This window comes from Pseudomonas sp. DTU12.1 (assembly GCF_009873475.1).
GTDB lineage: Bacteria > Pseudomonadota > Gammaproteobacteria > Pseudomonadales > Pseudomonadaceae > Aquipseudomonas > Aquipseudomonas proteolytica.
This window is the reverse complement of sequence record NZ_CP045254.1, coordinates 2156881-2181130: the sequence shown is the minus strand read 5'-3', so window position 1 is coordinate 2181130 and position 24250 is coordinate 2156881. Positions and strand designations below refer to the sequence as shown.

Annotated in this window: 22 protein-coding genes; 5 read left to right on the top strand and 17 right to left on the bottom strand. The window is 52.8% G+C overall.

The annotated features are described in order from the left end of the window. Positions 1-2 precede the first annotated feature (2 nt). Both kdpA and kdpF read right to left on the bottom strand, forming a co-directional pair. Complete coding sequence (gene kdpA, locus GDV60_RS09740) at positions 3-1697, bottom strand: potassium-transporting ATPase subunit KdpA (protein ID WP_133715675.1); 1695 nt, start codon at positions 1695-1697, stop codon at positions 3-5. 8 nt (positions 1698-1705) lie between these two features. Further along, positions 1706-1795: a K(+)-transporting ATPase subunit F gene (gene kdpF, locus GDV60_RS09735; RefSeq protein ID WP_032863112.1), complete on the bottom strand. Its 90-nt coding sequence runs from the start codon at positions 1793-1795 to the stop codon at positions 1706-1708. Between the two features lie 398 nt (positions 1796-2193). On the opposite strand from kdpF, the gene eat reads away from it, so the two are divergent. The 3 genes from eat to GDV60_RS09720 all read left to right on the top strand — a co-directional run bounded on the left by eat (position 2194) and on the right by GDV60_RS09720 (position 4562). Then, complete coding sequence (gene eat, locus GDV60_RS09730; protein WP_092235173.1) at positions 2194-3558, top strand: ethanolamine permease; 1365 nt, start codon at positions 2194-2196, stop codon at positions 3556-3558. Between the two features lie 111 nt (positions 3559-3669). Next, entirely contained in the window at positions 3670-3837 is a 168-nt protein-coding gene (locus GDV60_RS09725; protein ID WP_003172675.1) for a DUF2897 family protein, read from the top strand. 134 nt (positions 3838-3971) lie between these two features. Continuing rightward, positions 3972-4562: a TetR/AcrR family transcriptional regulator gene (locus GDV60_RS09720; RefSeq protein WP_159906989.1), complete on the top strand. Its 591-nt coding sequence runs from the start codon at positions 3972-3974 to the stop codon at positions 4560-4562. Positions 4563-4579: 17 nt separating this feature from the next. Here the strand turns inward: GDV60_RS09720 and GDV60_RS09715 are convergent, their stop codons facing one another. Then, the gene (locus GDV60_RS09715; RefSeq protein ID WP_092235166.1) at positions 4580-4915 is read right to left on the bottom strand and encodes a helix-hairpin-helix domain-containing protein; all 336 of its coding nucleotides are present in this window, start codon (positions 4913-4915) and stop codon (positions 4580-4582) included. A gap of 307 nt (positions 4916-5222) precedes the next feature. Between GDV60_RS09715 and GDV60_RS09710 the strand changes: the two genes are divergently transcribed. Both GDV60_RS09710 and GDV60_RS09705 read left to right on the top strand, forming a co-directional pair. Then, positions 5223-6083, top strand: a complete 861-nt coding sequence (locus GDV60_RS09710; protein ID WP_104912652.1) for a 3-hydroxyacyl-CoA dehydrogenase family protein — start codon at positions 5223-5225, stop codon at positions 6081-6083. Positions 6084-6135: 52 nt separating this feature from the next. Next, positions 6136-6876, top strand: a complete 741-nt coding sequence (locus tag GDV60_RS09705; protein ID WP_104911966.1) for an acyltransferase — start codon at positions 6136-6138, stop codon at positions 6874-6876. A 65-nt stretch (positions 6877-6941) separates the two neighbouring features. Here the strand turns inward: GDV60_RS09705 and GDV60_RS09700 are convergent, their stop codons facing one another. From GDV60_RS09700 to GDV60_RS09635, 14 genes are all read right to left on the bottom strand, one after another. Continuing rightward, positions 6942-8936: a nucleoside-diphosphate sugar epimerase/dehydratase gene (locus tag GDV60_RS09700; protein ID WP_159906987.1), complete on the bottom strand. Its 1995-nt coding sequence runs from the start codon at positions 8934-8936 to the stop codon at positions 6942-6944. 242 nt (positions 8937-9178) lie between these two features. After that, positions 9179-11236, bottom strand: a complete 2058-nt coding sequence (locus GDV60_RS09695; protein WP_159906985.1) for an acyltransferase family protein — start codon at positions 11234-11236, stop codon at positions 9179-9181. A gap of 87 nt (positions 11237-11323) precedes the next feature. Further along, positions 11324-12334 (bottom strand): glycosyltransferase family 4 protein, encoded by a 1011-nt coding sequence (locus GDV60_RS09690; RefSeq protein WP_159906983.1) that lies wholly within the window; start codon positions 12332-12334, stop codon positions 11324-11326. Next, positions 12331-13299: an SDR family oxidoreductase gene (locus GDV60_RS09685; RefSeq protein ID WP_159906981.1), complete on the bottom strand. Its 969-nt coding sequence runs from the start codon at positions 13297-13299 to the stop codon at positions 12331-12333. The genes GDV60_RS09690 and GDV60_RS09685 overlap by 4 nt, the downstream gene beginning before the upstream one ends. Continuing rightward, positions 13296-14207 (bottom strand): glycosyltransferase, encoded by a 912-nt coding sequence (locus GDV60_RS09680; protein ID WP_159906979.1) that lies wholly within the window; start codon positions 14205-14207, stop codon positions 13296-13298. Before GDV60_RS09680 ends, GDV60_RS09685 begins: the two co-directional genes overlap by 4 nt. Positions 14208-14272: 65 nt before the next feature. Beyond that, positions 14273-15178, bottom strand: a complete 906-nt coding sequence (locus GDV60_RS09675) for a glycosyltransferase family 2 protein (RefSeq protein WP_159906977.1) — start codon at positions 15176-15178, stop codon at positions 14273-14275. 1 nt (position 15179) lies between these two features. After that, positions 15180-16367, bottom strand: coding sequence for a hypothetical protein (locus tag GDV60_RS09670; protein WP_159906975.1), 1188 nt, complete (start codon positions 16365-16367; stop codon positions 15180-15182). Then, a complete protein-coding gene (locus GDV60_RS09665) occupies positions 16368-17795 on the bottom strand; it encodes a hypothetical protein (protein WP_159906973.1) in 1428 nt (475 codons plus the stop codon). Next, entirely contained in the window at positions 17792-19069 is a 1278-nt protein-coding gene (locus tag GDV60_RS09660; protein WP_159906971.1) for an O-antigen translocase, read from the bottom strand. Before GDV60_RS09660 ends, GDV60_RS09665 begins: the two co-directional genes overlap by 4 nt. Then, positions 19066-20193, bottom strand: coding sequence for a DegT/DnrJ/EryC1/StrS aminotransferase family protein (locus GDV60_RS09655; protein ID WP_159906969.1), 1128 nt, complete (start codon positions 20191-20193; stop codon positions 19066-19068). The genes GDV60_RS09660 and GDV60_RS09655 overlap by 4 nt, the downstream gene beginning before the upstream one ends. Before the next feature lie 106 nt (positions 20194-20299). Then, positions 20300-20704: an FdtA/QdtA family cupin domain-containing protein gene (locus GDV60_RS09650; RefSeq protein ID WP_159906967.1), complete on the bottom strand. Its 405-nt coding sequence runs from the start codon at positions 20702-20704 to the stop codon at positions 20300-20302. Continuing rightward, positions 20701-21267 carry a dTDP-4-dehydrorhamnose 3,5-epimerase gene (gene rfbC / locus GDV60_RS09645; protein WP_159906965.1) on the bottom strand — a complete coding sequence of 189 codons (567 nt, stop codon included), beginning with the start codon at positions 21265-21267 and terminating at the stop codon, positions 20701-20703. Before rfbC ends, GDV60_RS09650 begins: the two co-directional genes overlap by 4 nt. Next, positions 21264-22157 carry a glucose-1-phosphate thymidylyltransferase RfbA gene (rfbA, locus tag GDV60_RS09640; protein WP_159906963.1) on the bottom strand — a complete coding sequence of 298 codons (894 nt, stop codon included), beginning with the start codon at positions 22155-22157 and terminating at the stop codon, positions 21264-21266. Before rfbA ends, rfbC begins: the two co-directional genes overlap by 4 nt. A 481-nt stretch (positions 22158-22638) precedes the next feature. After that, complete coding sequence (locus tag GDV60_RS09635; RefSeq protein ID WP_159906961.1) at positions 22639-23991, bottom strand: Wzz/FepE/Etk N-terminal domain-containing protein; 1353 nt, start codon at positions 23989-23991, stop codon at positions 22639-22641. Between the last annotated feature and the right edge of the window lie 259 nt (positions 23992-24250).

Below are 24250 nucleotides of genomic sequence, written 5' to 3'. Positions count from 1 at the left end.
CCTTAGAAGCCCATGCTCAGGTGTTCAGCGATAGGGCCCAGTGCCAGCGTCGGCAGGAACGTCAGGCCGCCCACCAGCAAAATGGTCACGGTCAGCAACGTCACGAACAACGGGCCGTGGGTCGGGAAACTGTTCTGGCCAATCGGTGCGCTTTTCTTCATCGCCAGGCTGCCGGCCAGGGCCAGTACCGGGAGGATGTAGCCAAAGCGCCCGATCAACATGCCCAACCCGAGCATCAGGTTGTGAAACGGCGTGTTGGCGCCAAGGCCAGCAAACGCCGAACCGTTGTTGGCACTGGCCGAGGTGTAGGCGTACAGCAACTGGCTGAAGCCATGGGGGCCGGGGTTGGTGATGGTCGCAGCGGTAGCCGGCACGCTGGCGGCAATCGCGCCGAGCACCAGCACGCCCACCGGCATTACCAGCAGGGTCACCACCAGCAATTGCACTTCCCGGGCTTGGAGTTTCTTGCCGAGGTATTCCGGGGTGCGGCCAATCATCAAGCCGGCGAGGAATACCGCGATCAGCACGTTGAGCAACATGCCGTACATGCCGGCGCCGACACCGCCGAAGATCACTTCGCCCACCATCATATTGACCAGCGCCACCATTCCGCTCAGGGGGCTGAGGCTGTCTTGCATGCCGTTGACCGAGCCGTTGGACGCCGCCGTGGTGGTCACCGACCACAGCACCGTACCGGTGGTGCCGAAGCGCGCTTCCTTGCCTTCCAGCGGCGCAGTCTGCTCGACGGCCGGGTTGCTCAGGGTCGGGTTAGGCTGATACTCGGACCACAACGACACCGAGCCGCCGATCAGGAACAGCGCGAGCATGCAGCCAAGGATCGCGCGGCTCTGGCGCAGGTCCTTGACGTAGTGGCCAAAGGTGAACACCAGCGCCACCGGGATCATGATGATCGCCGCCACTTCAAACAGGTTGGCCCAGGCCGTCGGGTCTTCGAATGGGTGCGCCGAGTTGACACCGAAGAAGCCACCGCCGTTGGTCCCCAGTTGCTTGATCGCAATCTGGCTGGCAGCCGGGCCGAGCGGGATCACTTGATCAACGCCTTGCAGGGTCAGCGCATCAACGTAGTGGGCGAAGGTTTGCGGCACGCCCTGCCACACCAGGAACAACGCCAGCAGCAGGCACAATGGCAGCAGGCCATAGAGTGTGGCGCGGGTCATGTCTACCCAGAAATTGCCCAGGGTGCTGGCGGACTTGCGACCAATCCCACGGCAAAGGGCGACAAGGACGGCCAGGCCGGTGGCGGCACTGACAAAGTTCTGCACGGTCAGGCCGGCCATCTGGCTCAGGTAGCTGAGAGTCGCCTCACCGCTGTAGGACTGCCAGTTGGTGTTGGTCATGAAACTGACCGCGGTGTTGAACGCCTGCGTCCACTCCTGCCCGGGCAATTGCTGGGGGTTGAGGGGCAAGTAGTCCTGGAAGAGCAGGATCGAAAAGAGGAGTAAAAATCCGGCGAGGTTGAAGGCCAGCAGGGCCAACATGTACTTCTGCCAACTTTGCTCTTGCTGCGCATCGACCCCGGCCACGCGATAACAGACGCGCTCCACCGGCCCGAAAACCGGGGTCAGCCAGGTGCGCTGCCCTTCCATCACCTTGTAGTAGAACCGCCCCAGAAATGGCGCCGGAACCAGCACCACGGCGAAGAAGGCGATGATCAGCCAATAGTCATAACTGTGCATAGCCGCTCCTAGCCCCGGTCCGCGCGCAACAGCGCAACCAGCAGATAAATGAACAGCGCCACGGCCAATAGCAGTGACACCCCGTCCAGAACACTCATGGAAGTTTCTCCGTCATACGGCGACTGCCGCGTGTGGGCATTGTCCGCAGGAGGGGTGTAAAGGAGCGAGGGCGAGGGGGTGGAGGGGGCGTAAAGATGGCGTAAAGAGTGGGGTGGACGTGAGGTTTGTGGGGCTGTTGAGACCGCTATCGCGGGCAAGCCCGACTCCCACAGTTGGCCGCATTCCAAATGACGTACCCGGTCAACTGTGGGAGTCGGGCTTGCCCGCGATAGCGTCAGCATATCCACCACCGCCCTACCCTGGTGCACGAAATAACGGTCTCAAACAACAGACTATCTCCCACACGACAGTTCCAGCCCTTTACGACACCCTTTTCCAAGCTGGCATGGCCGCTGCAATGTCCTGAAACATTCCAAACCGTTCAGGGAGCAACACAATGAACACACAACTCAAGCCCACCTTGGGCACCTTGCACCTGTGGGGCATCGCCGTGGGGCTGGTGATCTCCGGCGAGTACTTCGGCTGGAGCTACGGCTGGGGCGTGGCCGGGACGTTGGGCTTCCTGGTGACGTCATTGATGGTCGCCGCCATGTACACCTGTTTCATTTTCAGCTTCACCGAGCTGACCACCGCGATTCCCCATGCCGGCGGGCCGTTTGCCTACAGCCGACGGGCCTTCGGCGAGAAAGGTGGGCTGATCGCAGGGTTGGCCACCTTGATCGAGTTTGTCTTCGCGCCGCCGGCGATTGCCCTGGCTATTGGCGCCTATCTGAATGTGCAATTCCCGGCACTCGACCCGAAACACGCAGCGGTCGGGGCCTACTTCGTGTTCATGGGCTTGAATATTCTGGGAGTGAAACTCGCCGCGACCTTCGAGTTGGTGGTGTGTGTATTGGCCGTGGCCGAGTTGCTGGTATTTATGGGCGTGGTCGCACCGGCGTTCAGCTTCAGCAACTTCGCCCTCAACGGCTGGGCGGGTTCCGATACGTTTGGTGCGCCGGCGATTGCCGGAATCTTTGCCGCGATCCCCTTCGCCATCTGGTTCTTCCTCGCCATCGAAGGCGCCGCCATGGCCGCCGAAGAAGCCAAGGACCCGAAACGCACGATTCCCAAGGCTTATATCAGCGGCATCCTGACCCTGGTGTTTCTGGCCATGGGCGTGATGTTCTTTGCTGGTGGCGTGGGCGACTGGCGCACCCTGTCGAACATCAACGACCCATTGCCCCAGGCGATGAAGACCGTGGTGGGCGAAAGCTCCGGCTGGCTGCATATGCTGGTGTGGATTGGCCTGTTTGGCCTGGTCGCCAGCTTCCACGGCATCATCCTCGGCTACTCGCGCCAGTTCTTCGCCCTGGCCCGCGCCGGCTACCTGCCCTCCTCTCTGGCCAAGCTGTCACGCTTCCAGACACCCCACCGGGCCATCCTTGCCGGCGGCGTGGTGGGCATCGCCGCGATCTACAGCGACGGCCTGATCAACCTCGGCGGCATGACCCTTACCGCGGCGATGATCACCATGGCGGTGTTCGGCGCCATCGTCATGTACATCATGAGCATGCTCAGCCTGTTCAAGCTGCGTAAGAGCGAACCGCTGCTGGAACGCACTTTCCGCGCACCGGGCTACCCTATCGTACCGGCGATCGCCCTGATCCTGGCGTTGGTCTGCCTGGTCGCCATGGCGTGGTTCAACACCCTGATCGGCCTGATCTTCCTTGGGTTCATGGCCGCAGGCTTCATCTACTTCCAACTGACCGCCCAAGACCGCGCCGACGCACCGGCAGATGCCATGTTGACCGGGCTCTAAACCAGCGAGGCAGAACGGGCCTACAATGGAACGACTGACGAACGCCGTCACTCAAAGCTGATAGTGCCGTGGGGAATCTTCCCCATGGCAGTCAGCCTCAAGGAGAGCCCTATGCCCTGGTATGCCTGGTTGATCATGGTGGTCGCCATCGGTTCGATCGTTGGTGGCTTGATGATGCTGCGTGACAGCGCCAACAAAGTGGAACTGACCGACGAACAACGCAAACGCGTCGCCGAGCGCAATGCTCAGGCCGATGCCAAGGATGCGCAGGATCGCTGAAACCAACGCCCCGTGCTGACCCTTACCGGCAGCACGCCAGGCGAATCGATTGAGATTAGTGCAAATTTGTAATCGGGCCGAGAAACAGCGCCAAACCTTGGTTAATATGGCGCGATGTTACAGAGGGCCCTCTCATGCGCTACTCGCAAAATCACAAAGCTCAAACCCATCAGCGCATCATTAAAGAAGCGTCGGTGCGCTTTCGCCGCGACGGCATCGGCGCCACCGGCCTGCAGCCCCTGATGAAAGCCCTGAACCTGACCCATGGCGGGTTCTACGCCCATTTCAAATCCAAAGACGAACTGGTGGAAAAAGCCCTGCAAGCGGCCTCCGCCGAGCTGGACACCCATTGTGCGGCGATCTTCAGCCAGGAGCGACCGCTGGAAGCCTTCATCGACAGCTACTTGTCCGAGTGGCACCACACCTCCCCCGACCAAGGCTGCCCGTTGCCCACCATGTCCTCGGAACTGGGGCAGCGCGGGCAACAGAGCCCCACCACCGATACAGTCCTCGACGCCCGACTCAAGCAAATCGAAACCGCATTGGGCAGCCCCAGTGCGGACGAACAAAGCCTGGTGATCATGTCGACACTGGTAGGCGCATTGGTGCTGGCGCGTAGTGTCGAAAACCCGCAACTGGCGACACGCATACTCGACGTCGTGCGACAAAACCTGAAAAACGGGATCAATACAGCCCCTGCTGACGCAAAAAAGGCCGGTCAATGACCGGCCTCCTGCTTTGATTACTTAACCTCCAGCCTGTCGCGATTCTTCTCCAGCAGCGACTTGCCAATCCCCTTCACCTCCAGCAACTCATCCACCGCCGTGAACGATCCATTGGACTCGCGATAAGCGATGATCGCCTTGGCCTTGGCGGCGCCAATACCGAACAGATCGCGGCGCAGGGTTTCAGCGTCTGCTGCGTTGAGGTTGATTTTTGGGGTTGGCTGTTCGCTTCTGTCTGCCTGGGCCGCTACCGACACTGGCGCTTCGGGCTTGGCCGATGGAGCGGCGAAGGCCGCGACTGACAGGCTGGTGAGGACGGCAAAAACCAGGGAGGATAAAACGGATTTACGCATTAGAGACGCTCCATGACATCAGTGGGAAAAGCAGCTTTCCGAAGCTGCTTTTCAAACTTAGGCGATGTGGGGGGATAGTCAAAAATGGGTGAGTTACAATATATGCCAGCCTAAAATATGCGCCTCCCGCCTCAGCCGCCCACCAGGCAAAGGGCTGAACGGGCAAGGCACAATCAACACCTGCCAAAAAAATATCAACGCTTATCTAAACGCCCTGTGTCGGAGCACGCACTGATTGCTTCATCTTGCCAGGTGAATTGGATATCATGGAATTTTTCGAAAAGAAGCGAGCCGGGACGAAATGCGAATGTCGACAGACCTGTACTCTGTAGCGGTAATTGGAACAGGCACTATGGGTAAAGGAATAGTACAGATCCTCGCGCAGTCGAATCAAATCTCGACCGTATTCTGGAAAGGGCGCAACCTAGCTTCTGTCAATGACTCTCTAGTTGAGTTGGAAAACCAATGGAATCGTCAAGTTAAAAAAGGGCGACTCGAAGAATCACTCGCCCACCAATACCGCGAAAAAATAGTTACTGTTGAACATTACACTTCCCTGTCTGACTCGAAGCTGATCATTGAAGCTATTGCAGAGAACATGGATGCCAAACAAGCAATATTCAAAGAACTTTCGACCATCTCGTCACCCGACATGGTTCTGGCTTCAAACACCTCATCGCTCTCCATCACTGGTCTTGCTGCGCTGTGCACCTACCCTCAAAACGTAGTAGGCCTGCATTTTTTCAATCCGGCGCCGGTCATGAAACTGACTGAAGTTATCGCGGGATTGGCCACTTCAAGCGCCACGCTGGATTGGGCGGTCAATTTCTCCAAGGGTTTGGGCAAAGAGCCTGTAATTGTTAACGAAGCTCCAGGGTTCATCGTCAATCGAATGTTGATTCCTATGATCAACGAGGCCATTGGTATTCTCGCAGAGGGCGTCGCCACAGCCGAAGAAATTGATAAGGCGATGCGCTACGGCGCCAACCATCCAATAGGCCCGTTGGCACTTGCAGATCTGATCGGCAATGATGTGAATCTCTCGATTATGGAAACATTGCATAATGAAACAGGCGATCCAAAATATCGCGCCCATGCCCTGCTGAGAAAAATGGTTAGAGCTAATCATCTCGGTAGAAAAACAGGACAGGGCTTTTACAAATACTAATTCGCAAACAAGGTACTTGTTTAGTTTCAAGTACGTTGTCAGGAGGATTTCAATGATACATGCAACTGCAATCATAGATGACGGTGCAAAGCTCGGGAACAATGTCAGCATTGGCCCTTACAGTATTATTCATAAAAATGTCGTTATCGGTGATAACACCGAGATCGGTGCATATTGCGAAATAGGCTTGCCGACAAAGCTTGCAAATGGACGCCCACTGATCATTGGTAAAAGCGCAGTCATCCGGTCGCACAGCGTATTCTATGAAGGTTCGACCTTTGGTGAAAAACTAGTTACAGGCCATCGAGTTACAATAAGAGAGCTGACAACAGCCGGGGACGGTTTCCAGATTGGCACATTGGGCGATATCCAAGGCCACTGCGAGATTGGCGACTATGTCAAATGCCACAGTAATGTTCACATTGGGCAGCACTCGACGGTGGGCAACTACGTCTGGATCTTCCCCTACGTGGTACTGACCAACGACCCTCATCCGCCGAGTGAAGTGATGGCCGGTGTAACGATCGAAGACTTCGCGGTCATCGCCACCATGTCGGTCATATTGCCCGGCGTTACCGTCAAAAAAGGTGCCCTGGTAGGTGCCCACAGCTCCGTGAACAAAGACGTCAATCCAGATGCAGTGGTTGCCGGCTCGCCCGCAAAGTTTATTTGTGGCACGGAGAAGATCAAATTGAAGGATGGTTCGGGGAACCACGCCTATCCATGGCGTCGACATTTCCACCGCGGCTATCCAGAGAAAGCCGTTGCTGAATGGATCAAGGAGTTTTCGTAAACCCTGTTGACGCTGGCTCATCAATAAACCTTTTCATAGGCTTCACTGATGAGCCAGGCCGCGCCTCAAGGCTCCAGGCGACGCTGCTGGTAGATCCAGTCCACGATCTCGCCATCCGGCGCATACCCACTGACCGTATCGCGTAGCAGTTGACGGACCCTGCTGTAGTCGTCTGCATCAACCGCCGCCAGCAGCTCTGCCAGCTTCCCTTTGAGTATCTCCCAATCCAGATGATCCTCGTTGGCACTCATGATCATCGGATGCTGGGTGGCCACGACGTTGTCGCCAATCAGCAACTCCTCGTAAAGCTTTTCACCGGGACGTAGCCCTGTAAACTCAATGGCGATATCACCATGGGGGTTCTTATCCGAGCGAACACTCAGGCCGGACAGGTGAATCATCTTCTCTGCCAGCTCGACGATTCTCACCGGCTCGCCCATATCAAGCACGAATACATCCCCCCCCTGCCCCATTGAGCCTGCCTGGATCACTAACTGGGCCGCTTCAGGAATGGTCATGAAGTAACGCGTAATCTTCGGATGAGTGACCGTTAGCGGCCCACCTGACTTGATCTGCTTGTGAAATAACGGAATAACCGAGCCAGACGAACCTAGTACATTGCCAAAACGAACCATGGTGAAGCGAGTCTTGTTGACCCGGGAAATGTTGGACTTGTCGCCAAACAATACCGGTGCCAACTCACGGCTCAAGGCCTGCAACGTCAACTCGGCCAAACGCTTGGTACTGCCCATGACATTGGTTGGGCGCACGGCCTTGTCCGTGGAGATCAGAACAAAGTTGGAGACCCCCGCCTGAAGCGCCGCCTGGGCGGTATTCAATGTACCAATGACATTGTTCAGCACACCCTCGGCAATGTTGTGCTCAACCATCGGCACATGTTTGTAGGCGGCCGCATGGTAGACCGTATCAACATGCCAGGTCTTCATCACGTCGAGCAATTTTGCCTGGTTGCGTACCGAGCCCAGGATGGGTAGCAAACGAACAGGCAGCGACTCACGGGTGATGCGTTGCTCAAGCTCGGACAGGATGCTGTAAAGGTTGAACTCACTGTGCTCGAACAGCAGCAAAGTAGTAGGACGCAACGCCAGGATCTGCCGGCAAAGCTCTGAACCAATAGAGCCACCCGCCCCTGTCACCAGGACGCTCTGCCCCTTAATGCAATGCTCCAGCAGGTCACCCTGGGCAGGCACGGCATCACGCCCCAGCAAGTCGGCAATGTCTACTTCCTGAATGTCATCGACCTTCACCCGGCCACTGGCAAGATCCATGAAGCCCGGCACGCTACGTACGTGCAACGGGAACCCTTCTAGCAGGCCGAGAATCTCGCGACGCCGCGCACGATTGGACGACGGAATAGCCAACAGGATTTCCTGGGCTCCCGTGGCATCGATCATCTGTTGAATATGCTTGGGTTTGAACACCTGGAGGCCGGAGATGACGCGATCGGAAATACTGCTGTCGTCATCGATAAACGCTACTGGACGCATGACCCGTCCCATGCGAAGCGCGGCAACCAGTTGATTGCCGGCAGCACCTGCGCCGTAGATCGCAACCTTGGTCAGGCCATCATCGCGACTGGTGAACGGTACATGCTGGGCAGCTGCAAACCAATCACCCAGAAAGTACTGGCGCATAGCCAGGCGCAAACCACCAATCATGATCAGGCTGAGCCACCAGTAGTTGAACACGATGGAGCGTGGCACCACATTTTCGTGGTTGCTGTACCAATAGACGACAACGCCAAGAATCAGCGCCGACAGGCTGACCGCCTTGATGATTGCAATAAGCGCATCATTACCGAAATACCGCATCACGGCGCGATACATGCCAAAACGGATAAACAGCGGGATGGAAACGATTGGCGCACTGACGAACAGCCATGAATGCAAGACGACGGGGTTGACCAACTCATCGATCCCGAGACGAACAACAAACGCCATCCAGAGGGCGAGCCAGACCAGGATGATGTCGGCGATGACCTGGAGGATGCGCTTGCGCCTGCGAGGAAGGCTCAGCAAATATGCCCGTAATTTATCCATGTTGTTCCCGACTACCCCTTACTACACACAATTGAAAAAACGCTCGACCGGCGAACTCCACCCGTTGCCCTGATGTATGAAGACAAGCACGCAGCCATGGCTCTCGCACCTCATCAGGGATTCCTGCCCTATAAATCATACAGACTTAAGTATCCAAGCCAAAAAAACGACAATCAACGCTTCTACCTAATTGTCTATATCCCACTGGCAGCCGGTGATTCTCAGCTGCCAGTGCGGTCTGTCTAGTTAGCCGAGCGCGCGCTGTAACCCGTTTCAATCAGCTTTTTGACGATCAGCGGCCCCAAGGCGTTTTTGGAAAAATACACCGAAGCCAAGGGGGTCAAATGGCCATAATCGAACGTCACCAACCCTGTTTTCCGGTCGTCTCCCAGGTACGTAAGACAACCTTCCTGATTACACAGCACACTGATCGCGGACAGATACTCGAAGCCACCGGCACCATTCGAATATTGCTGCGTCAGCAGCTTATCAGTCTCAAACGGCACAGGCAGAAGATTGCTGGATATCCGACGCGGGGTTTGCGACCAATACTTGCGGATGACCAACTGATACAAGTTTTGGTCAAAGCGGGGAACCGGGCCTACAACGATGACTTTCTTAACTCCAGACTCGGTTGCTACGCGCGTGAGCTCTTTCAGATTATTGACCGAGTCATGGCCTTCAAGTTGTGCAATCACCAATACTTCTGGCTTTTCCTTGCGCATCACTTCCAATGCAAACTCGTTAGATCGGTCACAATATTTGCGTCCGCCTGTAGCGCGCCCCGGCAAGTTTGCCTCGCAACCTGAACTGGCCACCTGAAGAAGAGATATATCCTGTGGTAGCGCTTCTCTTAAGCCATAGGAAAATTGCTGGGCGTGGGAGTCTCCCCAGACCATTACCTTGGTATTACTGGCAGGAGTGTAGCAACTCGCATCAATCTGCTGACGTGGCGTCATGGTCGCGTTGCCCGCGCGATAACTGTTGACGTCAAAGAAGTCGCACTCGAATCTGTATTTCTCAAACAATCCGTGTTTGCTGGAATACGCCCAGCCGGGCAAGGCGTTCTCGTAGTATTGAGCAAAACCTTCCCGCTCCTTGAGGGATGACGGCAACCCAAAACGATCAATAAAGCCGTTTTTCACATAGGTCACACCTCCGAGAACTACAAGTGCAGCACCGATGGCGAGTAGGACCGATGCCTTGGGCACTCTAGGACTGATCTTGCGTAGCGGTAACTCGAGGAACCTATACGTTACATAAGCCAGCAAGATACTGGCACTTACTGCAAACACGCCGGAGACCAGATTTAACTCATCACCTCCGATGATCCGGATAAAGGTAATGACAGGCCAATGCCACAGGTAAAGAGGGTAGCTGATCAGGCCAATCCATACCAAAGGCTTGCTGGCAAGGAGCCGGCTGTTGAGCCATGCCTGTGGACCCGCGAGAATCATCAACACCGCACCACAGACTGGCATCAATGCCCAAAAGCCGGGAAACGCCTTGTACTTATCAATCAGGACAACCGAGGCCAACAGAAACACCAGCCCTAGTACGGAGAGAAAATTGCCGAAGCGCAATGAACCTTTCGCGGTACCCGTCACCGACTTGCCGAACACCGAAAAGTACGCGAGCAAGCTACCCGACAAGATTTCCCAGAACCTGTATTGCGGCATGTAGAAAGCTGCGGAGGGGCTCACCGACAGCTTGTACAGGCCAGCGCCGAAGGAGATCAGTGCCATGCAGATCAGGATCGGTAGCACCAGGACCCGACGACGCCACAACACCCAGGCCGCCAGGGGAAACAGAATATAAAACTGCTCTTCGACGCCCAACGACCAGAGGTGAAGCAGGATTTTCAGTTCCGAAGACGTATCGAAATAGCCTGATTCCTTGTACAAGACCAGATTCTGGATAAACCCGATCCCACCCAGGACATGTTTGCCCAGGAACTTGAACTCCGCCGCCATCAGCGTAAACCAACCGACTGCGCAACAAGCGAGTAGCACAATGATCAGCGCAGGAAAAATACGGTTGACCCGGCGCTTGTAGAAATCAAGAAAACTAAAATTACCTGACTCAAGGCCTTTGAAGATAATGCTTGAAATCAAATAACCGGAGATAACGAAAAAAATATCAACACCAATAAATCCGCCACGCATATAGGCTGGAAAGGCGTGATACAAAACAACTGAAATGATCGCGAATGCACGTAACCCATCGATATCGGGCCGGTAGCTCAAATGGGATGCCAATGAGTCTGTTTTTTTTACTTCCTCATTGTGTCCTTGGATCATTGCCCTGCCACCCATCTAACCGAACTCCCGAGATAACCACTTTAAATACCGCATTGATTCGCTTGCCCTATTTTCACGCCAACGGCGCTACTCTCTTATCCCGGCCTTGTACTTGACTGCCAGGAACACTAGGGGAAGATAGGCAATAACAATACCCAGCCCTGCGTCCAACCCGAAAAGTGCCACCGCCAACGCCAATGGCAACAGCCAGACCAAATTAATGACAGCTACCGCGAGGCTGACAGGAAGATGGCGCCCATATTGCCGGCTGGCAAATTGGTAAGCATGACTACGATGGGCTTCATAGACCTTGTCGCCCCGGGCAAGCCGTCTAATGAGGGTAAAGGTCGCATCCACGATAAAGACCCCCAGCATGATCAGCCAGGCAAAGAAAAACTCGCTGCCGGCCCAGGCAGCCTGAATAGAGAGCCCCCCCAGAATGATGCCCAAAAACCCACTACCGGCGTCGCCCATAAAAATACGGGCCGGCGGAAAATTCCAATACAAGAAGCCAGCCACAGACACACTCAACAACAAGGGTGCCCACATCATCGACGGGACCCCGCTCAAAAAATAAATCAGCGTCAAACCGAGACAGGCACAGATGGCCTGCAGACTGGCAAGACCATCAATACCGTCCATGAAATTGTAGAGATTCAGCATCCAGACCAGATAAAACAAGGCCAGGAGATGACCTGCCCAACCAAGATCAAACGTGACGCCAAAAGCTGTAATTGCCGGTAGTCCCTGCAGCCACGACAAAGTCCAGATCGCGGCAGCAAAATGCCCCAATAGGCGCCAACGAGCGGCGATATGACCATGATCATCCATAAACCCGATGACCGCGATCAACAAACCGGCTCCTAACAGCGCTGCACTTTCAGCAACCGTTATCAGTTGCACACATGCCAGCCACACGAGCGAGAGCGCAAATGTCAGGACAATTGCCACTCCCCCGCCACGCGGGGTGGGGACCGTGTGGGAACTGCGGGCATTGGGAATATCAATGATGCTGCGGCGTAACGCGTATTGACGCAAGAGCGCAGTCAGTGCCAGAGAAACCAAGGCAACGATTGGAAAGATGTACCAGTACTTCATTCAGTTCGCTCGCGGAAATAGTGTTGCGCAGTGACCTCAAGGCCTTGCTCCAGTGTCAGTGGCGGCTGCCAACCCAACACTTTACGCGCTTTGGAAATATCGACTTGCAGCGAGCCACAAAGCCGTTGGGACAGCGCCTTTTTGCCTACCAACGTCGCACCACAGACCAGCACCCACTGCGGAACCGGTGCAAGCGTTGCAGAAACACCCAACGCTTTTGCAAGTTTACGCAACAGTTCGGTTGTCGATACGTCCTCCCCATCACTCGCCAAAAAGGTTTCATTGGACGCAGCCGGGTGAGTCGTACAGGTCAGGATCAGGCTCACAAGATTGTCCAACGCAACGAGGCTTCTCTGGTTGCGTATGGCACCAAATGGAAGGGGAACGCGCTTCACCAGCCACTTCATCATACTTTCGAAGTTCGCTTTGACCCCCGGCCCATACACCAGAACCGGCCGGATAATCACTACCTCAAGGCCAGTCTCAAGTGCTAACGCCTTCAGTGCGTCCTCGGCCTCCATCTTGGATACACCGTAAGGATCTACTGGCGCCGGTGGGTCTGTTTCGCGAAATGGCCGGCCCGAGGCGGTTTGCTCACCGTTGACCTTTACCGAGCTGACAAACACAAAACGCCTGACACCTGCAGACACCGCGCTGCGGGCCAACGCCATAGTGTGCTCGACGTTGACCCGTCGAAACGCCGCAAGAGGATCCACTTCGGTGTCGTTCATGACATGAACGCGCGACGCGAGGTGAACAACAACATCAATACCGTGCAGTGCCGGATGCTCTGGATACACTGCCGAGAAATCAGGAAGCGCCACGTACTCGACACCCGTCGCCGAAACCTCCGGCAGACGACGAACAAGGGCACGCACCTGATGATCCGGACGCCCCTGCAATTGTCGAATTAGATGACGTCCGACGAAACCGCTGCTGCCAGTGACCAATAACCGGGTTGTCATTTCTTTTGCCTCAAAACCGCCAACACCAAACACAAACCACCGAATACCAGCTTATCCCGTGGGCGTCGACGGCACTTCGCAGCACTGGCCGCCAGACGCAGCAGGTCCAGGCGCCCCAGCCCGATCCAGCGTCGGACAAAAGGGTCGTCCGCCATACCGACCATGCCGGCGATCAGCGCAGCCTGATTCAGCCACCACCCGTCGAACACTTGCGACAAACGTTTTTTGAACGCCTTCGAACCGCTATTCACACCGACCTGATTGCCACCATGCTGGCGATAGCGCATATAAGGCTGGGTATCGATCACCCACTTAAACCCGTGTGAACGGCTGTACGCATAACAATACCAATCATGCAGCGTCACACCCTGAATCTGCGCAAACCGACCGTTGATATGTTCTTGAAGCGCAACAAACAGACGCCGAGAAAAAACGTAAGTACATCCAGGTCCGGCAGCCTCAAACAGATGATCAAACGCAACCTGAGGCTGCGATTTGACAATGATCGACTCACGACCTTCGGGCCAGAATGCCGTTACGTTACCGGAGTAGCCATCAGCCCCAATATCGCTCATGTGCTGCGTGGCACTGGCAAGTTTATCCGCAAGCCAGATGTCGTCCTGATCAGCGAATGAAAAATAGTCAAAGCCTTCAGTGGGCGCTTCATTGATCAGGCGGAAAAAGTTTCGTGCCGCGCCCCCGAACGTATCACCGTGGGCCAGGCATTTGACTCTCGAGTCTCTTTGGCACAGTTGATCGACCCACTCTTCGGTGCCGTCGTTAGAGCTGTCCACGCTGATCAGAATCGAAACGGATACGCCAACTTGTCCCAAGATCGAATCGACCTGTTCGGCCATCCAACGCATGCCGTTATACGCAGCGAGCAGAACCAGAATACGTGGCTGCATTAGAACCCACCCTTAGTACTTGACCCCAAAACAACTTCTGGAAAGCTGAGTCCGAAAAACAGCATTTAACGCACCCCACCCAGTTTTTTCTGCCAACCATGGACTGCACCGCGGATCATCATTCTCAGTGATTTGAGCTTACTGTCGTCAATCAGCAGATTAACGAAAAAACGCAGTATCAATGCAGACAGGAGACGTCTTTTCCAACAGGTCGGCGTATGGCGCATGCGGCAAACAGCGACGGTATTACGAAAGAAAAAATAACGCCGCACAGGAGAGTATCTAAAAAAACTCAAGCCAAATATCTTTACAGGAGGAGCATCGGACAGTGCATGCCCCATTTCCACATTCAGGCAACCGTACAAGGTGTAGCCCTGGTCACGGACCCGAAAGCACCACTCTGTATCGGTAAAGTCGACGAACATGCCTTCGTCATAGCGAATACCTTCGATCCACGCCCGAGTACTGATGAACATGCCCGAGGTAATGAGGGCATCAGCCTTCACGAGACCGTGCTCATCATGAGAACTGAAAACAGGCTTGATCGTACCGCCGACGGAGCTGTAAAAAGGGAAATTTATTTTCTTTCCATCGCGACGATCGAAAAATGCCGGGCTGACCGCAATGCAGCTGGGATCCTTTGCCTGAGCGCTTGTCATCGCATGTTGTAATCCCGCAATCAGATGGGGTTCAGCATGACTGTCTTGATCAAACGTCACGACATACTGCATCCCCGCCTCAATCGCCATTGCGAAGCCGGTATTGAGCGCCGCACCCAGTCCCTTGTTACCGTTGAGCGAGACATAGTTGACCCGTGCGCGCACTTCAGGTGCCTGCGCCAGAAATGTTTCGCTCCCGCCGTTATCGACCAACACAAGAAACTCAACCTGTGCTGCTAGGGAAGTCAGCAACTCATCAAGAACCTCAATATCGGGATTATAACCGACGACTATTGCTGCAACAGTATCCAACTTACCTCCTGACTTCAGCGTGCAACGCCGAAGGTTCTTGATTTTTTATCACAACAGACCAGTACCACAATATCACCAGAAACCCGAACGAATTGAAAAGAACCGGATTACTCAACGACATCAAAAGGTACATAAATATTATTAGGCGACTGGAAGAGCTCTGCACGCTCGCTATATATTTTCGATTAGGAAAAAGCAGCACCCCAAACAACACAAGAGACAATGGAAGCCCGACATACCTAACAGAATCCATCCACGTAATTTCTGTTTGGGCAGCCAACTCGCCATAACCTTCAGTATAGTAATATGATCCAAGACCATTACCAAACACCAACATTTTCCAATCCGCCACACTCAGGAACGAAATAATGTGGCCAATTTTTATATTATTTGATTGCTCATCTGAACTAAACATACTAGTTTCAGTTAACAGATAGCCCACGCCCATGATAATTACGGGTACCAAGGCACATAACATCAACAGCCGCGCAGACCAATTTTTATTGTAAAAATACAGTACCAACATGGAAACAGCGGCCATTACAATCAACCCCCTGGAAGCAGACCAGATCACGGCCATTAAAATAACAACCACGAAGAAGAGCGACCAAAATCGTTTGACTTGTAGAAAATCAAGAAAAAATAGCGAGAGAGGAAGCAACAGAAACGGTGAGGAGCGATGATGCAGCATGAACATTTCCAACCCGCCAAAACTGCGCAGGCCGTAGTATCCAAGTTCATTGAGGTTGTAAAAGTCGAGCAGCTTCACACCTAGAAGCGATCCTGGTTCGACCATCAAAACAAAAGAAAACATACACATGATAAGCGCGAACACAGCACCTACAGATTTGACAATCGCACTCATATCCACCCTGAACTCAGCGATGGAATAAATCAGAAACAGTGAGACTGCTCCCAAGAGCATCTGCCGCGAAAAATCAGCATCTGTATTGCCTACCAAACCGAGAAGGAAACCATATAAAAATATTGAAAACACAACAATTGGCGCTACTGTTCTAAGCGGCCTACTCAACAATACATAAATCGCCATCAAAAAAAGCGGTATAAAAAACAACTTATTCAGCACAAATACCGGCACCAGCACGGTCGACAGGCAATAGAAGAACAAAAGCCAACTTACAATCCGACTAGTCATTGGAAACCCGCGCTCGACCAGCAAAAACAGCATTCATCGAAATTTCCTCGCCAACATCATCTTCGCCAGTAGCTTTATTTTCTTCCCAACAGATAGCGCCGCAAATAAGCGGCAAGCCAAATTCCGCTGAAGCCTGGACAGTAGCAAAAATGTATCCAGAGCAATATCCACCTTTAAGGAACCATTTTCCTGCTCAAAAAAAGCTGTATCTCCGGGCCAATCACCGTGTGAGTCCAATGGGTTAGCGCAGACCTGCCCGTCGTATAAACATTTCAGATAGCGATCCTGTACCGACTCATAGGCGTTCACTTTCTGAATAGCGAAAAGCACCTCTTCGTCGCGCCTGTAGTTCGCTATAGAGTCCATGACAGCATTGATATCGGTCCGCTTCAGCCTGTCCGCTGGTGAGTAGCCTTGAACCGGGGAAGTCAACCCAATACATCGTTGTCCTTTGACAAACTGCTCCGCAAACGCGGTTCCGCCTGGCAGCGGATGGCTATCGACGTAGAAGTCCGCCTTGGTGACCAGTTCGTTGTACTTCCGAAAATCAAGGTGTGCCCTGATACTCAGCCGAGAGCGATATCGAAGTTTTAACGGCCACCACCAGAACGCTTTTTTGACGTCACTGCCGATAACCATGAATGTGGAGGTTGGGTATTCATCAAGAATACGCGCTACCAGCTTGAAAATACTGAAACCTTTACGAGGCTTGTACTTGATGTCCGAGCCCGCAGAAATAAAAAGCAACGGAGCTCGTTTTTCTGGCTTGAAGTCAACGGCAATGTCACCACACGGGACGTTTATCGGGATACCCAGGAAGCTCTTACGACCCTGAATTTGCTTGGTCAAATCAACGCGACAACCATGACCACTGAGCTCAAAGTAATAGTCTGCAACCGAGCTCCCATAGGAGAACACGTGGTCGGCATGGTTGACAAAAAACACTTCAATCCCGGAAATACGTTTTGCTACTCCGCACGCAACGACGACCAGAATATCGTCAGGGTGGATATGCAGTACGGCTTTTTCATAGCTCAACAATAGACACACCATCTCCGTCAGCGCATCCATAGGACACGTGGCACTAACGACTCTGGTGTTGGCAAAAAATCTGCAAACCTGGGCCTTGGCATCTGGCGCCGCCTGGCGTGAGATCAACAGATCCACAGGCTCGGCATGCATGGAGGCAAGTTTCTCCATTAACCTAGTATGACCACCGGTCATGAAGGGTTCGCTCACAATATGCAAAACCCCTCCACGCTCTTTGGACGTTGCCGCGAAGCTTGTGCCCCCCATCGTAAGATAGCGCTCAATGAGGTCCGTCTCTACAAGCGGAGCATCATGAATCCCTACATCCGCAAACCAAAGCAGGTTGCCATAGGCACTCGCCAACGTGAGCGCCTGATTCAGGTCAGTCGTCTTACAAATGGCAACTTCAAAATCCTTAAATAGTCTTTTCAAGCGTGATGTTCCAGTTTCTTATGAAAATAATCATCAAGCCTTAGGTAAACGAAAACATACATAACCAGACTATACACCGCGTAATTTACCGCATAAGCCCAGGTTGCAGCCTCGACTCCCCACCATTGCGTGAACGCTATGGTCAACACATACAAGGAGATGCAAAACACAATTTCAGTGGTGATGAAAACCTTGACCATGGCCCGACTGAGCATGACATACGCCATAATCCAGCTGAATATTTTCAAGCAATCACCCACCACTTGTCCGGCAAAGAACATCCGGACAGGATAGAAATCTGAGGTAAACAGCACGGCCACCACAAAGTCTCGCAACACATACATCGCAGCAGCGGCTAGCAGAGCAACGGGAAAAATTAGTTTATAGCCTTGGATAATTTCAGTTTTTACTTCGGCTGCCGTTTTCAGTTCAGAAAGCTTTGGCAGGTAATAGACGCTCAATGTGGTTGTTACCAGTAATAGATAAGCAGCACTCAGGCGCCACATGGCTTCCCAATATCCGGCCATCTCCCAACCATACGTTGTTCCAATATGGTTTCTAACCAGCATTTGTGCCAAGGGCGCACACGCGGCAGAAACAACAGCCATCAAGAAGAAGGCAAATAATTTTTTTGCAATCTGCTTGTCGGGCCGTCCAAACAGGAAAGAAAGTTTGAACCAGTGCGTTCTTAGACATAACAACAATGTCACAACAAAACTGATCGACTGGTAAACCACCAAAGCTATCAGCGCACCATACAGGCCAAAACTAGTAGCCAGGTAAAACGTCACACCAAACGATAAGAAGCTGCCGGCAATGTTAGCTACGATATACAGTACGATTTCCTTTCGACCGTTCAGTATCGCCAGCAATAATATGTTCAGCGAGAAAAAAACCACCACCCCGGCAAACCACAGAAAAACACCGCCCAGCGCAGCATCCTTAAGAAACAGTGACGCCAGTTCTTTATTAAATAACGCGACTAATAACGCAACGACAAGACTACCCAGAATCGCTACAAACCCTGCTGTCTTCCATAGTTTTATCTGCTGCTCAGGCTGCTCATGATACTCCGAAGTGTACTTGACGACGCCATTGGTAATGGCGCCACCGGTAAATATCGTGATCACCTGCAACGCATTCTGGAACTGCCCTATCGCGGCATATCCAGCCGGCCCTACATAGATAGCCAGTACTTTGTTGAGACCCAGCAAGGTAAGCATCTTAATGGCAACAGCAATACCATTTAACAGGCTGGTCCGAACAAGATTCATACGAAGTCCGGTTTAAAGCTATTGCAGGCTTCAATTACAACGCGAGCCTCCTCTAAAGACAGTGTGGGCCCTATTGGCAAACTGAGAACTTGCTCATGTATCTGTGTCGATACTGGAAACTCTTGATCCTTCAGCTCAGCATATGCCTTCTGGAGGTGAGGCGGGATCGGATAATGAATGAGTGTCTGTATGCCTTTAGCCGCTAGATGGGCTTGAAGATTATCCCTCTGATCGCAGAGCACCGTATAAACATGCCAAACATGACATTCGTTAGTCGCGGCTTTGAATGTGGTATCCACCGGCAAGGTAATCACCGGATTGGTGATCGATTTGCTATATAGCTCTGCAACTTCACGACGATAGGCAGTTTGTTTATCCAAGTGTTTTAATTTCACCGACAAGCAAGCTGCCTGCATTTCATCCAGCCGGCTGTTCACTCCACGATAGACGTTTTTATACTTTTCATGCGAACCGTAGTTCCCCAGCGCACGAACAGTCTTGGCCAAAACTTCATCGTTGGTCGTGACCGCTCCGGCATCACCCAATGCGCCGAGATTCTTTCCAGGATAGAAGCTGAATCCGGACGCATGCCCCCAGCTACCCGCCTTCTTTCCGTCGAACATCGCGCCATGCGCCTGCGCCGAATCTTCCAGGACCAACAAGTCATGGGAATGAGCAAGCTCCATGATTTTCGGCATATCGGCCAGCCGACCGTAAAGGTGAACCGGCAGGATCATCTTGGTTTTTGGTGTAATTGCTGCTTTTGCATTCACCGGGCAAATATTGAAGGTCTTCGGATCAGGCTCAACCAATACAGGAATCAAGCCGTTTTCCGAAATGGCCAAGATGCTGGCGATGTAGGTATTGGACGGCACGAGAACTTCATCACCGTCATTGAGGTGGCCCAGTTCCTTCCAGGCACGAATGACCAGTACCAAAGCATCGAGCCCGTTGGCAACGCCAATGCAGTGTTCGGCACCGCAATATTGGGCGAACTCATTCTCGAAAGCCTGCAGTTCTTTCCCTCCGATATACCAACCGGAATCAACAACGCGTGTACAAGCAGCTACCAACTCGTCGCGACAAAGATCATTCACAGACTTCAAATCAAGAAATTTTATCATTTACCAAGCACTCGTTTACTTTGATAGAGCTAGAGATTGGACCCACTTCAACTATCGCCTTAGTTAGTCATCCGTTCTCACCAGTAATGGGTGTGTTCTCTATATTCTAGGATTGATTAACAAGGCTTTTGAACACTGAGTAATCCCTTATATAGTCACGCTCGTCGTAAACGGCGCTTGCCAATACCAGCAAGACACAATCCGGGGTAAAGTCATGCATTTCTCGCCAGATCATACGGTCGATGATGATAGCCTTGTCAGGAGCGTCCAACCACACTTCCTCCTTGTTCACGCCATCGTCGAGTTTCATCAGGCAGCGCCCAGAAACGCACACGGCCACCTGCATCAGTTCCTTGTGCGCGTGAAACCCTCGTGGAACACCTTCTTTTGTATCGGTGAGGTAATAAACGCGTTTGATTTCAAACGGAATATCATTTTCATATTCCAGCGCAACCAACTGGCCCCGTTCATCACCTTTGGAGGTGATATCCAGAAATTTGATCAAACTCATGCTTGCTTCTCCGACAGGCTATCGGATGTCGGAGCCTTGTCATCTTTATCGCTAACGTTAAAGCCGCCGATCGCAGGCCAATTTATCCCAAGCCTTGCGTCACTCCAGTGCAGCGCCCCTTCAGAGTCTTTATCGTAATAGTCTGTAGTTTTATACAAAAAGTGCGTGTCATCTTCCAGGGCAACAAACCCGTGAGCAAATCCCTCGGGAATCCACAGCATTAAGTTGTTTTGAGTGTTTAGCTCTACACCGACCCAATGCAGGTATGTACTGGACTCAGGCCGAATATCAACCGCCACATCATATGCAGCTCCCCTCACCACCCGTACGAGCTTGCCCTGAGCGTGAGGGGCGCGCTGAAAGTGCAGTCCTCTCAGTACACCCTTTGCAGAACAGGAATGATTATCCTGGACAAACACTCGTGGAGCGGGCAACCCTAGTTCTTTAAGTGCTTCATGAAACCGCTCTTCGTTAAAGCTCTCCATAAACCAGCCGCGATCATCGCCAAAAATCTTAGGTTCAATGATTACAACGTCAGGAATAGCAGTCTGAATCAGTTTCATGCCTTGGAAGCCTCTTCCAGAAGTTTTTGCAAGTACTGGCCATAGCCTGTCTTCTTCAACTTTTCAGCCTGGACACCCAGCTGCTCTGGGGAGATCCAACCTTTATGGAATGCAATTTCCTCGAGGCAGGCGACCTTCAGGCCCTGGCGGTGCTCGATGGTATGAACAAAATGACTCGCTTCTAGGAGCGACTCGTGGGTCCCAGTATCCAGCCAGGCAAAACCACGCCCCAGCATTTCGACGGTCAACGACTTGTCATCCAGATAAGCACGGTTGACGTCAGTAATTTCCAACTCGCCGCGCGGGGATGGCTTGATGCTTTTGGCAATGTCCACAACTCGATTGTCGTAGAAATACAAGCCTGTTACTGCGTAGTTGGACTTTGGCTTCACTGGCTTTTCTTCAATGCTCAGTGCGCGGCCGGTGGCGTCGAACTCGACAACGCCAAAACGCTCAGGATCTGATACATGGTAGCCAAAGACTGTCGCTCCGGATGTCTGGGACATGGCCGAGCGCAAGTTGTCGGAAAAGTGCTGACCATAGAAAATATTATCGCCAAGAATCAGACAGCAAGGGTCTTCACCAATGAACTCCTCGCCTATCAGGAAGGCCTGGGCCAAGCCATCCGGGCTGGGTTGCTCGGCATAGCTGAGCTGGATGCCGTACTGACTGCCATCTCCAAGAAGCTTTTTAAAGCATGGCAGGTCTTCCGGAGTTGAGATGATCAAGATTTCGCGCATGCCAGCCAACATCAACACCGACAACGGGTAGAAAATCATCGGCTTGTCGAAAATGGGCAACATTTGCTTGGATACACCCAGTGTCAACGGGTGTAAACGCGTCCCGGAGCCACCAGCGAGGATGATGCCTTTGCGTTTGATGTCCGTCATATCTGTAAAACTTCCTTAAATATCTGTATTACACCAAGCCAACATACGGGTAGGCCGGTGAAAAATAGCGCGTAGCTTCTCGGTATTGAGCAGCAATTTCAATGCCTGCAGCCGGCAATCCGAAATCGCCAATATGAAAACTTAAACTTTTCGCGGCAGCTCTCTCAGCTGCAACGGTCTCCTGCACGACGCAAGCGATACTCGACTCAGGAGGAAGACTGCCCAGCCCCGGCTGATCGACTCCCGTGATTATGAGCCATCAGCCGCGGGTCGCTGCCGTTTTTTTTCATGCGTAATGCACCGAGCGGGAAGACGCAGCGTCACAAATGCCAACCACACCGGCTGACTCAAGGCATCATCCGGGGCTTGCAGCCGATAAGAAAGTTATCCGGTGCGCTATAGACAACACGTAGCAGGCTAGTTTCCTTATAAAATCAAATCTTGCTCTGCATGGAGAACACAACGCCGATCGCGCAACCCTCTACTGCGGCTTGTTCAACCCGGCATCGCTACCCACCATCGTCGGCGAGCCAGGTTGCACGGACAGTACTACCGACTGCGAATGAGGCTGGCGTGTTTTGACGAGATGACGAATCACAGCAATAAAGGCCCCGATAAAGCCACCCAGAATCAGGCCCAGCAGGATAATCAACGCCTTCTGCGGCTTGACCGGACGCAAAGGCTCCAGCGCCTGCTTATCAATAGTCACCAGTTTCAGCCGGCTCATATCAATGCTCAGGTTACGCAAACGGGCGACTTCGGCCCGTACCGGCTGAACACCAGCCAGAAATAGATCCTCGTTTTCACGACGGTTCAGTACTTCAATCTCACGATTGGACTGGAGCAACTGCAGCTCTTTGGCAATCTGTGCGATACGACCTTCGGTAAAATCATCTGACTTACGTTGCAACAACGCAGTACGCTCAGCCTCAAGCGCTTCGTAGCCCATGAAATACAGAGGGATTTGCTGATTGTTGATTTCAGTACGCATTACGCTTGATGAACCATTACGGTCTGACTCACCCAGAGAAGAAGGCGTGCTGGGCTTTCTGATGCCCAAAGACTTGGCAATCCCAATAGCCTCATTCAATTGTGCCACGCGATCAGTACGGCCGGTCTTCAACTGCGCACGCAACGCCTTGAGTTCATCCTGCAACTGCGCGCGCCGCAGGCTATCTGTTTCCCTGAGACCAGCGATCCTCGCCTCCTTATCAACCTCATAGCTGGAGCGAGCAGCATCAATCTTGCCTTTGAGCTCGTTCAGTCGATTTTTTACGATAACGTCCAAATCCGCCGCAATCTGCTCACGCTCGGTGGCAATCGCGTAATCGATGAAACCATTGAGAATGGCGACACCATCGACGCCTTTCGGATAGCTCATCTCAAGCTTGATATAAGCACTGAGCGAGTTGGCTTTTTTGGGATCTGGAAGACTGAGCTCAATAGAATTGCGGTTGAACTCTTCGAAACTCTGTTCCAAGGTCCTGCCAGGCTGCTCAAAAGCCTTGAACAGCTTCTGGTTCGAACGAAAAAAACCCAAGCGAGTATCGTAGGATTCCAATGACGCGCCCACTCTGACAAGAGCATCACCGGGAGGAAGTGTATATATCTCGGAGCGATTCAAAGCATCCAGCTCATTGATTGCGGCCGGGCGCAACACACTGCTGACTTCATATTGAGGAGGCGCGAGAAACGCGTAGATCGCAGCAATAAGCCCGGCGCCTGCCGTAGCGGCCATGACTAACCTTTTCTGCTTCCAGATAGCCTGAAAAAGCGCAACGAGATCAATCTCGTCGGATGGAGGAACCGGGGGCGCGCGGAAGCTACTACTCACAACAAAAACCTGCCTTCAAAGAGAAACTGCGGGCTCGTTATGCAGACAATCTTGTGGTTTTTTATACTTATAAGGGTCGGCCAAAAAGCCTAGCGTCGCTGCCAGGCCCTGGACACACAAAATGACTGGAATCGAGAACAGGTTGCATTTTGCCATCTCGCGATAACATTACAAGACTTGACATGACTGTAGGGCAATTCCTATTTATTGAGGAAGTTGCATGAAAAATGCTTCAGCGCAGTCCCAACACCACTATTTC

What these genes read in the sequence shown, in the direction of transcription:
- kdpA (WP_133715675.1), bottom strand. Translation starts at nt 1,697, where the DNA reads ATGCACAGTTATGACTATTGGCTGATCATCGCCTTCTTCGCCGTGGTG.
- kdpF (WP_032863112.1), bottom strand. Translation starts at nt 1,795, where the DNA reads ATGAGTGTTCTGGACGGGGTGTCACTGCTATTGGCCGTGGCGCTGTTC.
- eat (WP_092235173.1), top strand. Translation starts at nt 2,194, where the DNA reads ATGAACACACAACTCAAGCCCACCTTGGGCACCTTGCACCTGTGGGGC.
- GDV60_RS09725 (WP_003172675.1), top strand. Translation starts at nt 3,670, where the DNA reads ATGCCCTGGTATGCCTGGTTGATCATGGTGGTCGCCATCGGTTCGATC.
- GDV60_RS09720 (WP_159906989.1), top strand. Translation starts at nt 3,972, where the DNA reads ATGCGCTACTCGCAAAATCACAAAGCTCAAACCCATCAGCGCATCATT.
- GDV60_RS09715 (WP_092235166.1), bottom strand. Translation starts at nt 4,915, where the DNA reads ATGCGTAAATCCGTTTTATCCTCCCTGGTTTTTGCCGTCCTCACCAGC.
- GDV60_RS09710 (WP_104912652.1), top strand. Translation starts at nt 5,223, where the DNA reads ATGTCGACAGACCTGTACTCTGTAGCGGTAATTGGAACAGGCACTATG.
- GDV60_RS09705 (WP_104911966.1), top strand. Translation starts at nt 6,136, where the DNA reads ATGATACATGCAACTGCAATCATAGATGACGGTGCAAAGCTCGGGAAC.
- GDV60_RS09700 (WP_159906987.1), bottom strand. Translation starts at nt 8,936, where the DNA reads ATGGATAAATTACGGGCATATTTGCTGAGCCTTCCTCGCAGGCGCAAG.
- GDV60_RS09695 (WP_159906985.1), bottom strand. Translation starts at nt 11,236, where the DNA reads ATGATCCAAGGACACAATGAGGAAGTAAAAAAAACAGACTCATTGGCA.
- GDV60_RS09690 (WP_159906983.1), bottom strand. Translation starts at nt 12,334, where the DNA reads ATGAAGTACTGGTACATCTTTCCAATCGTTGCCTTGGTTTCTCTGGCA.
- GDV60_RS09685 (WP_159906981.1), bottom strand. Translation starts at nt 13,299, where the DNA reads ATGACAACCCGGTTATTGGTCACTGGCAGCAGCGGTTTCGTCGGACGT.
- GDV60_RS09680 (WP_159906979.1), bottom strand. Translation starts at nt 14,207, where the DNA reads ATGCAGCCACGTATTCTGGTTCTGCTCGCTGCGTATAACGGCATGCGT.
- GDV60_RS09670 (WP_159906975.1), bottom strand. Translation starts at nt 16,367, where the DNA reads ATGCTGTTTTTGCTGGTCGAGCGCGGGTTTCCAATGACTAGTCGGATT.
- GDV60_RS09660 (WP_159906971.1), bottom strand. Translation starts at nt 19,069, where the DNA reads ATGAATCTTGTTCGGACCAGCCTGTTAAATGGTATTGCTGTTGCCATT.
- GDV60_RS09655 (WP_159906969.1), bottom strand. Translation starts at nt 20,193, where the DNA reads ATGATAAAATTTCTTGATTTGAAGTCTGTGAATGATCTTTGTCGCGAC.
- GDV60_RS09650 (WP_159906967.1), bottom strand. Translation starts at nt 20,704, where the DNA reads ATGAGTTTGATCAAATTTCTGGATATCACCTCCAAAGGTGATGAACGG.
- rfbC (WP_159906965.1), bottom strand. Translation starts at nt 21,267, where the DNA reads ATGAAACTGATTCAGACTGCTATTCCTGACGTTGTAATCATTGAACCT.
- rfbA (WP_159906963.1), bottom strand. Translation starts at nt 22,157, where the DNA reads ATGACGGACATCAAACGCAAAGGCATCATCCTCGCTGGTGGCTCCGGG.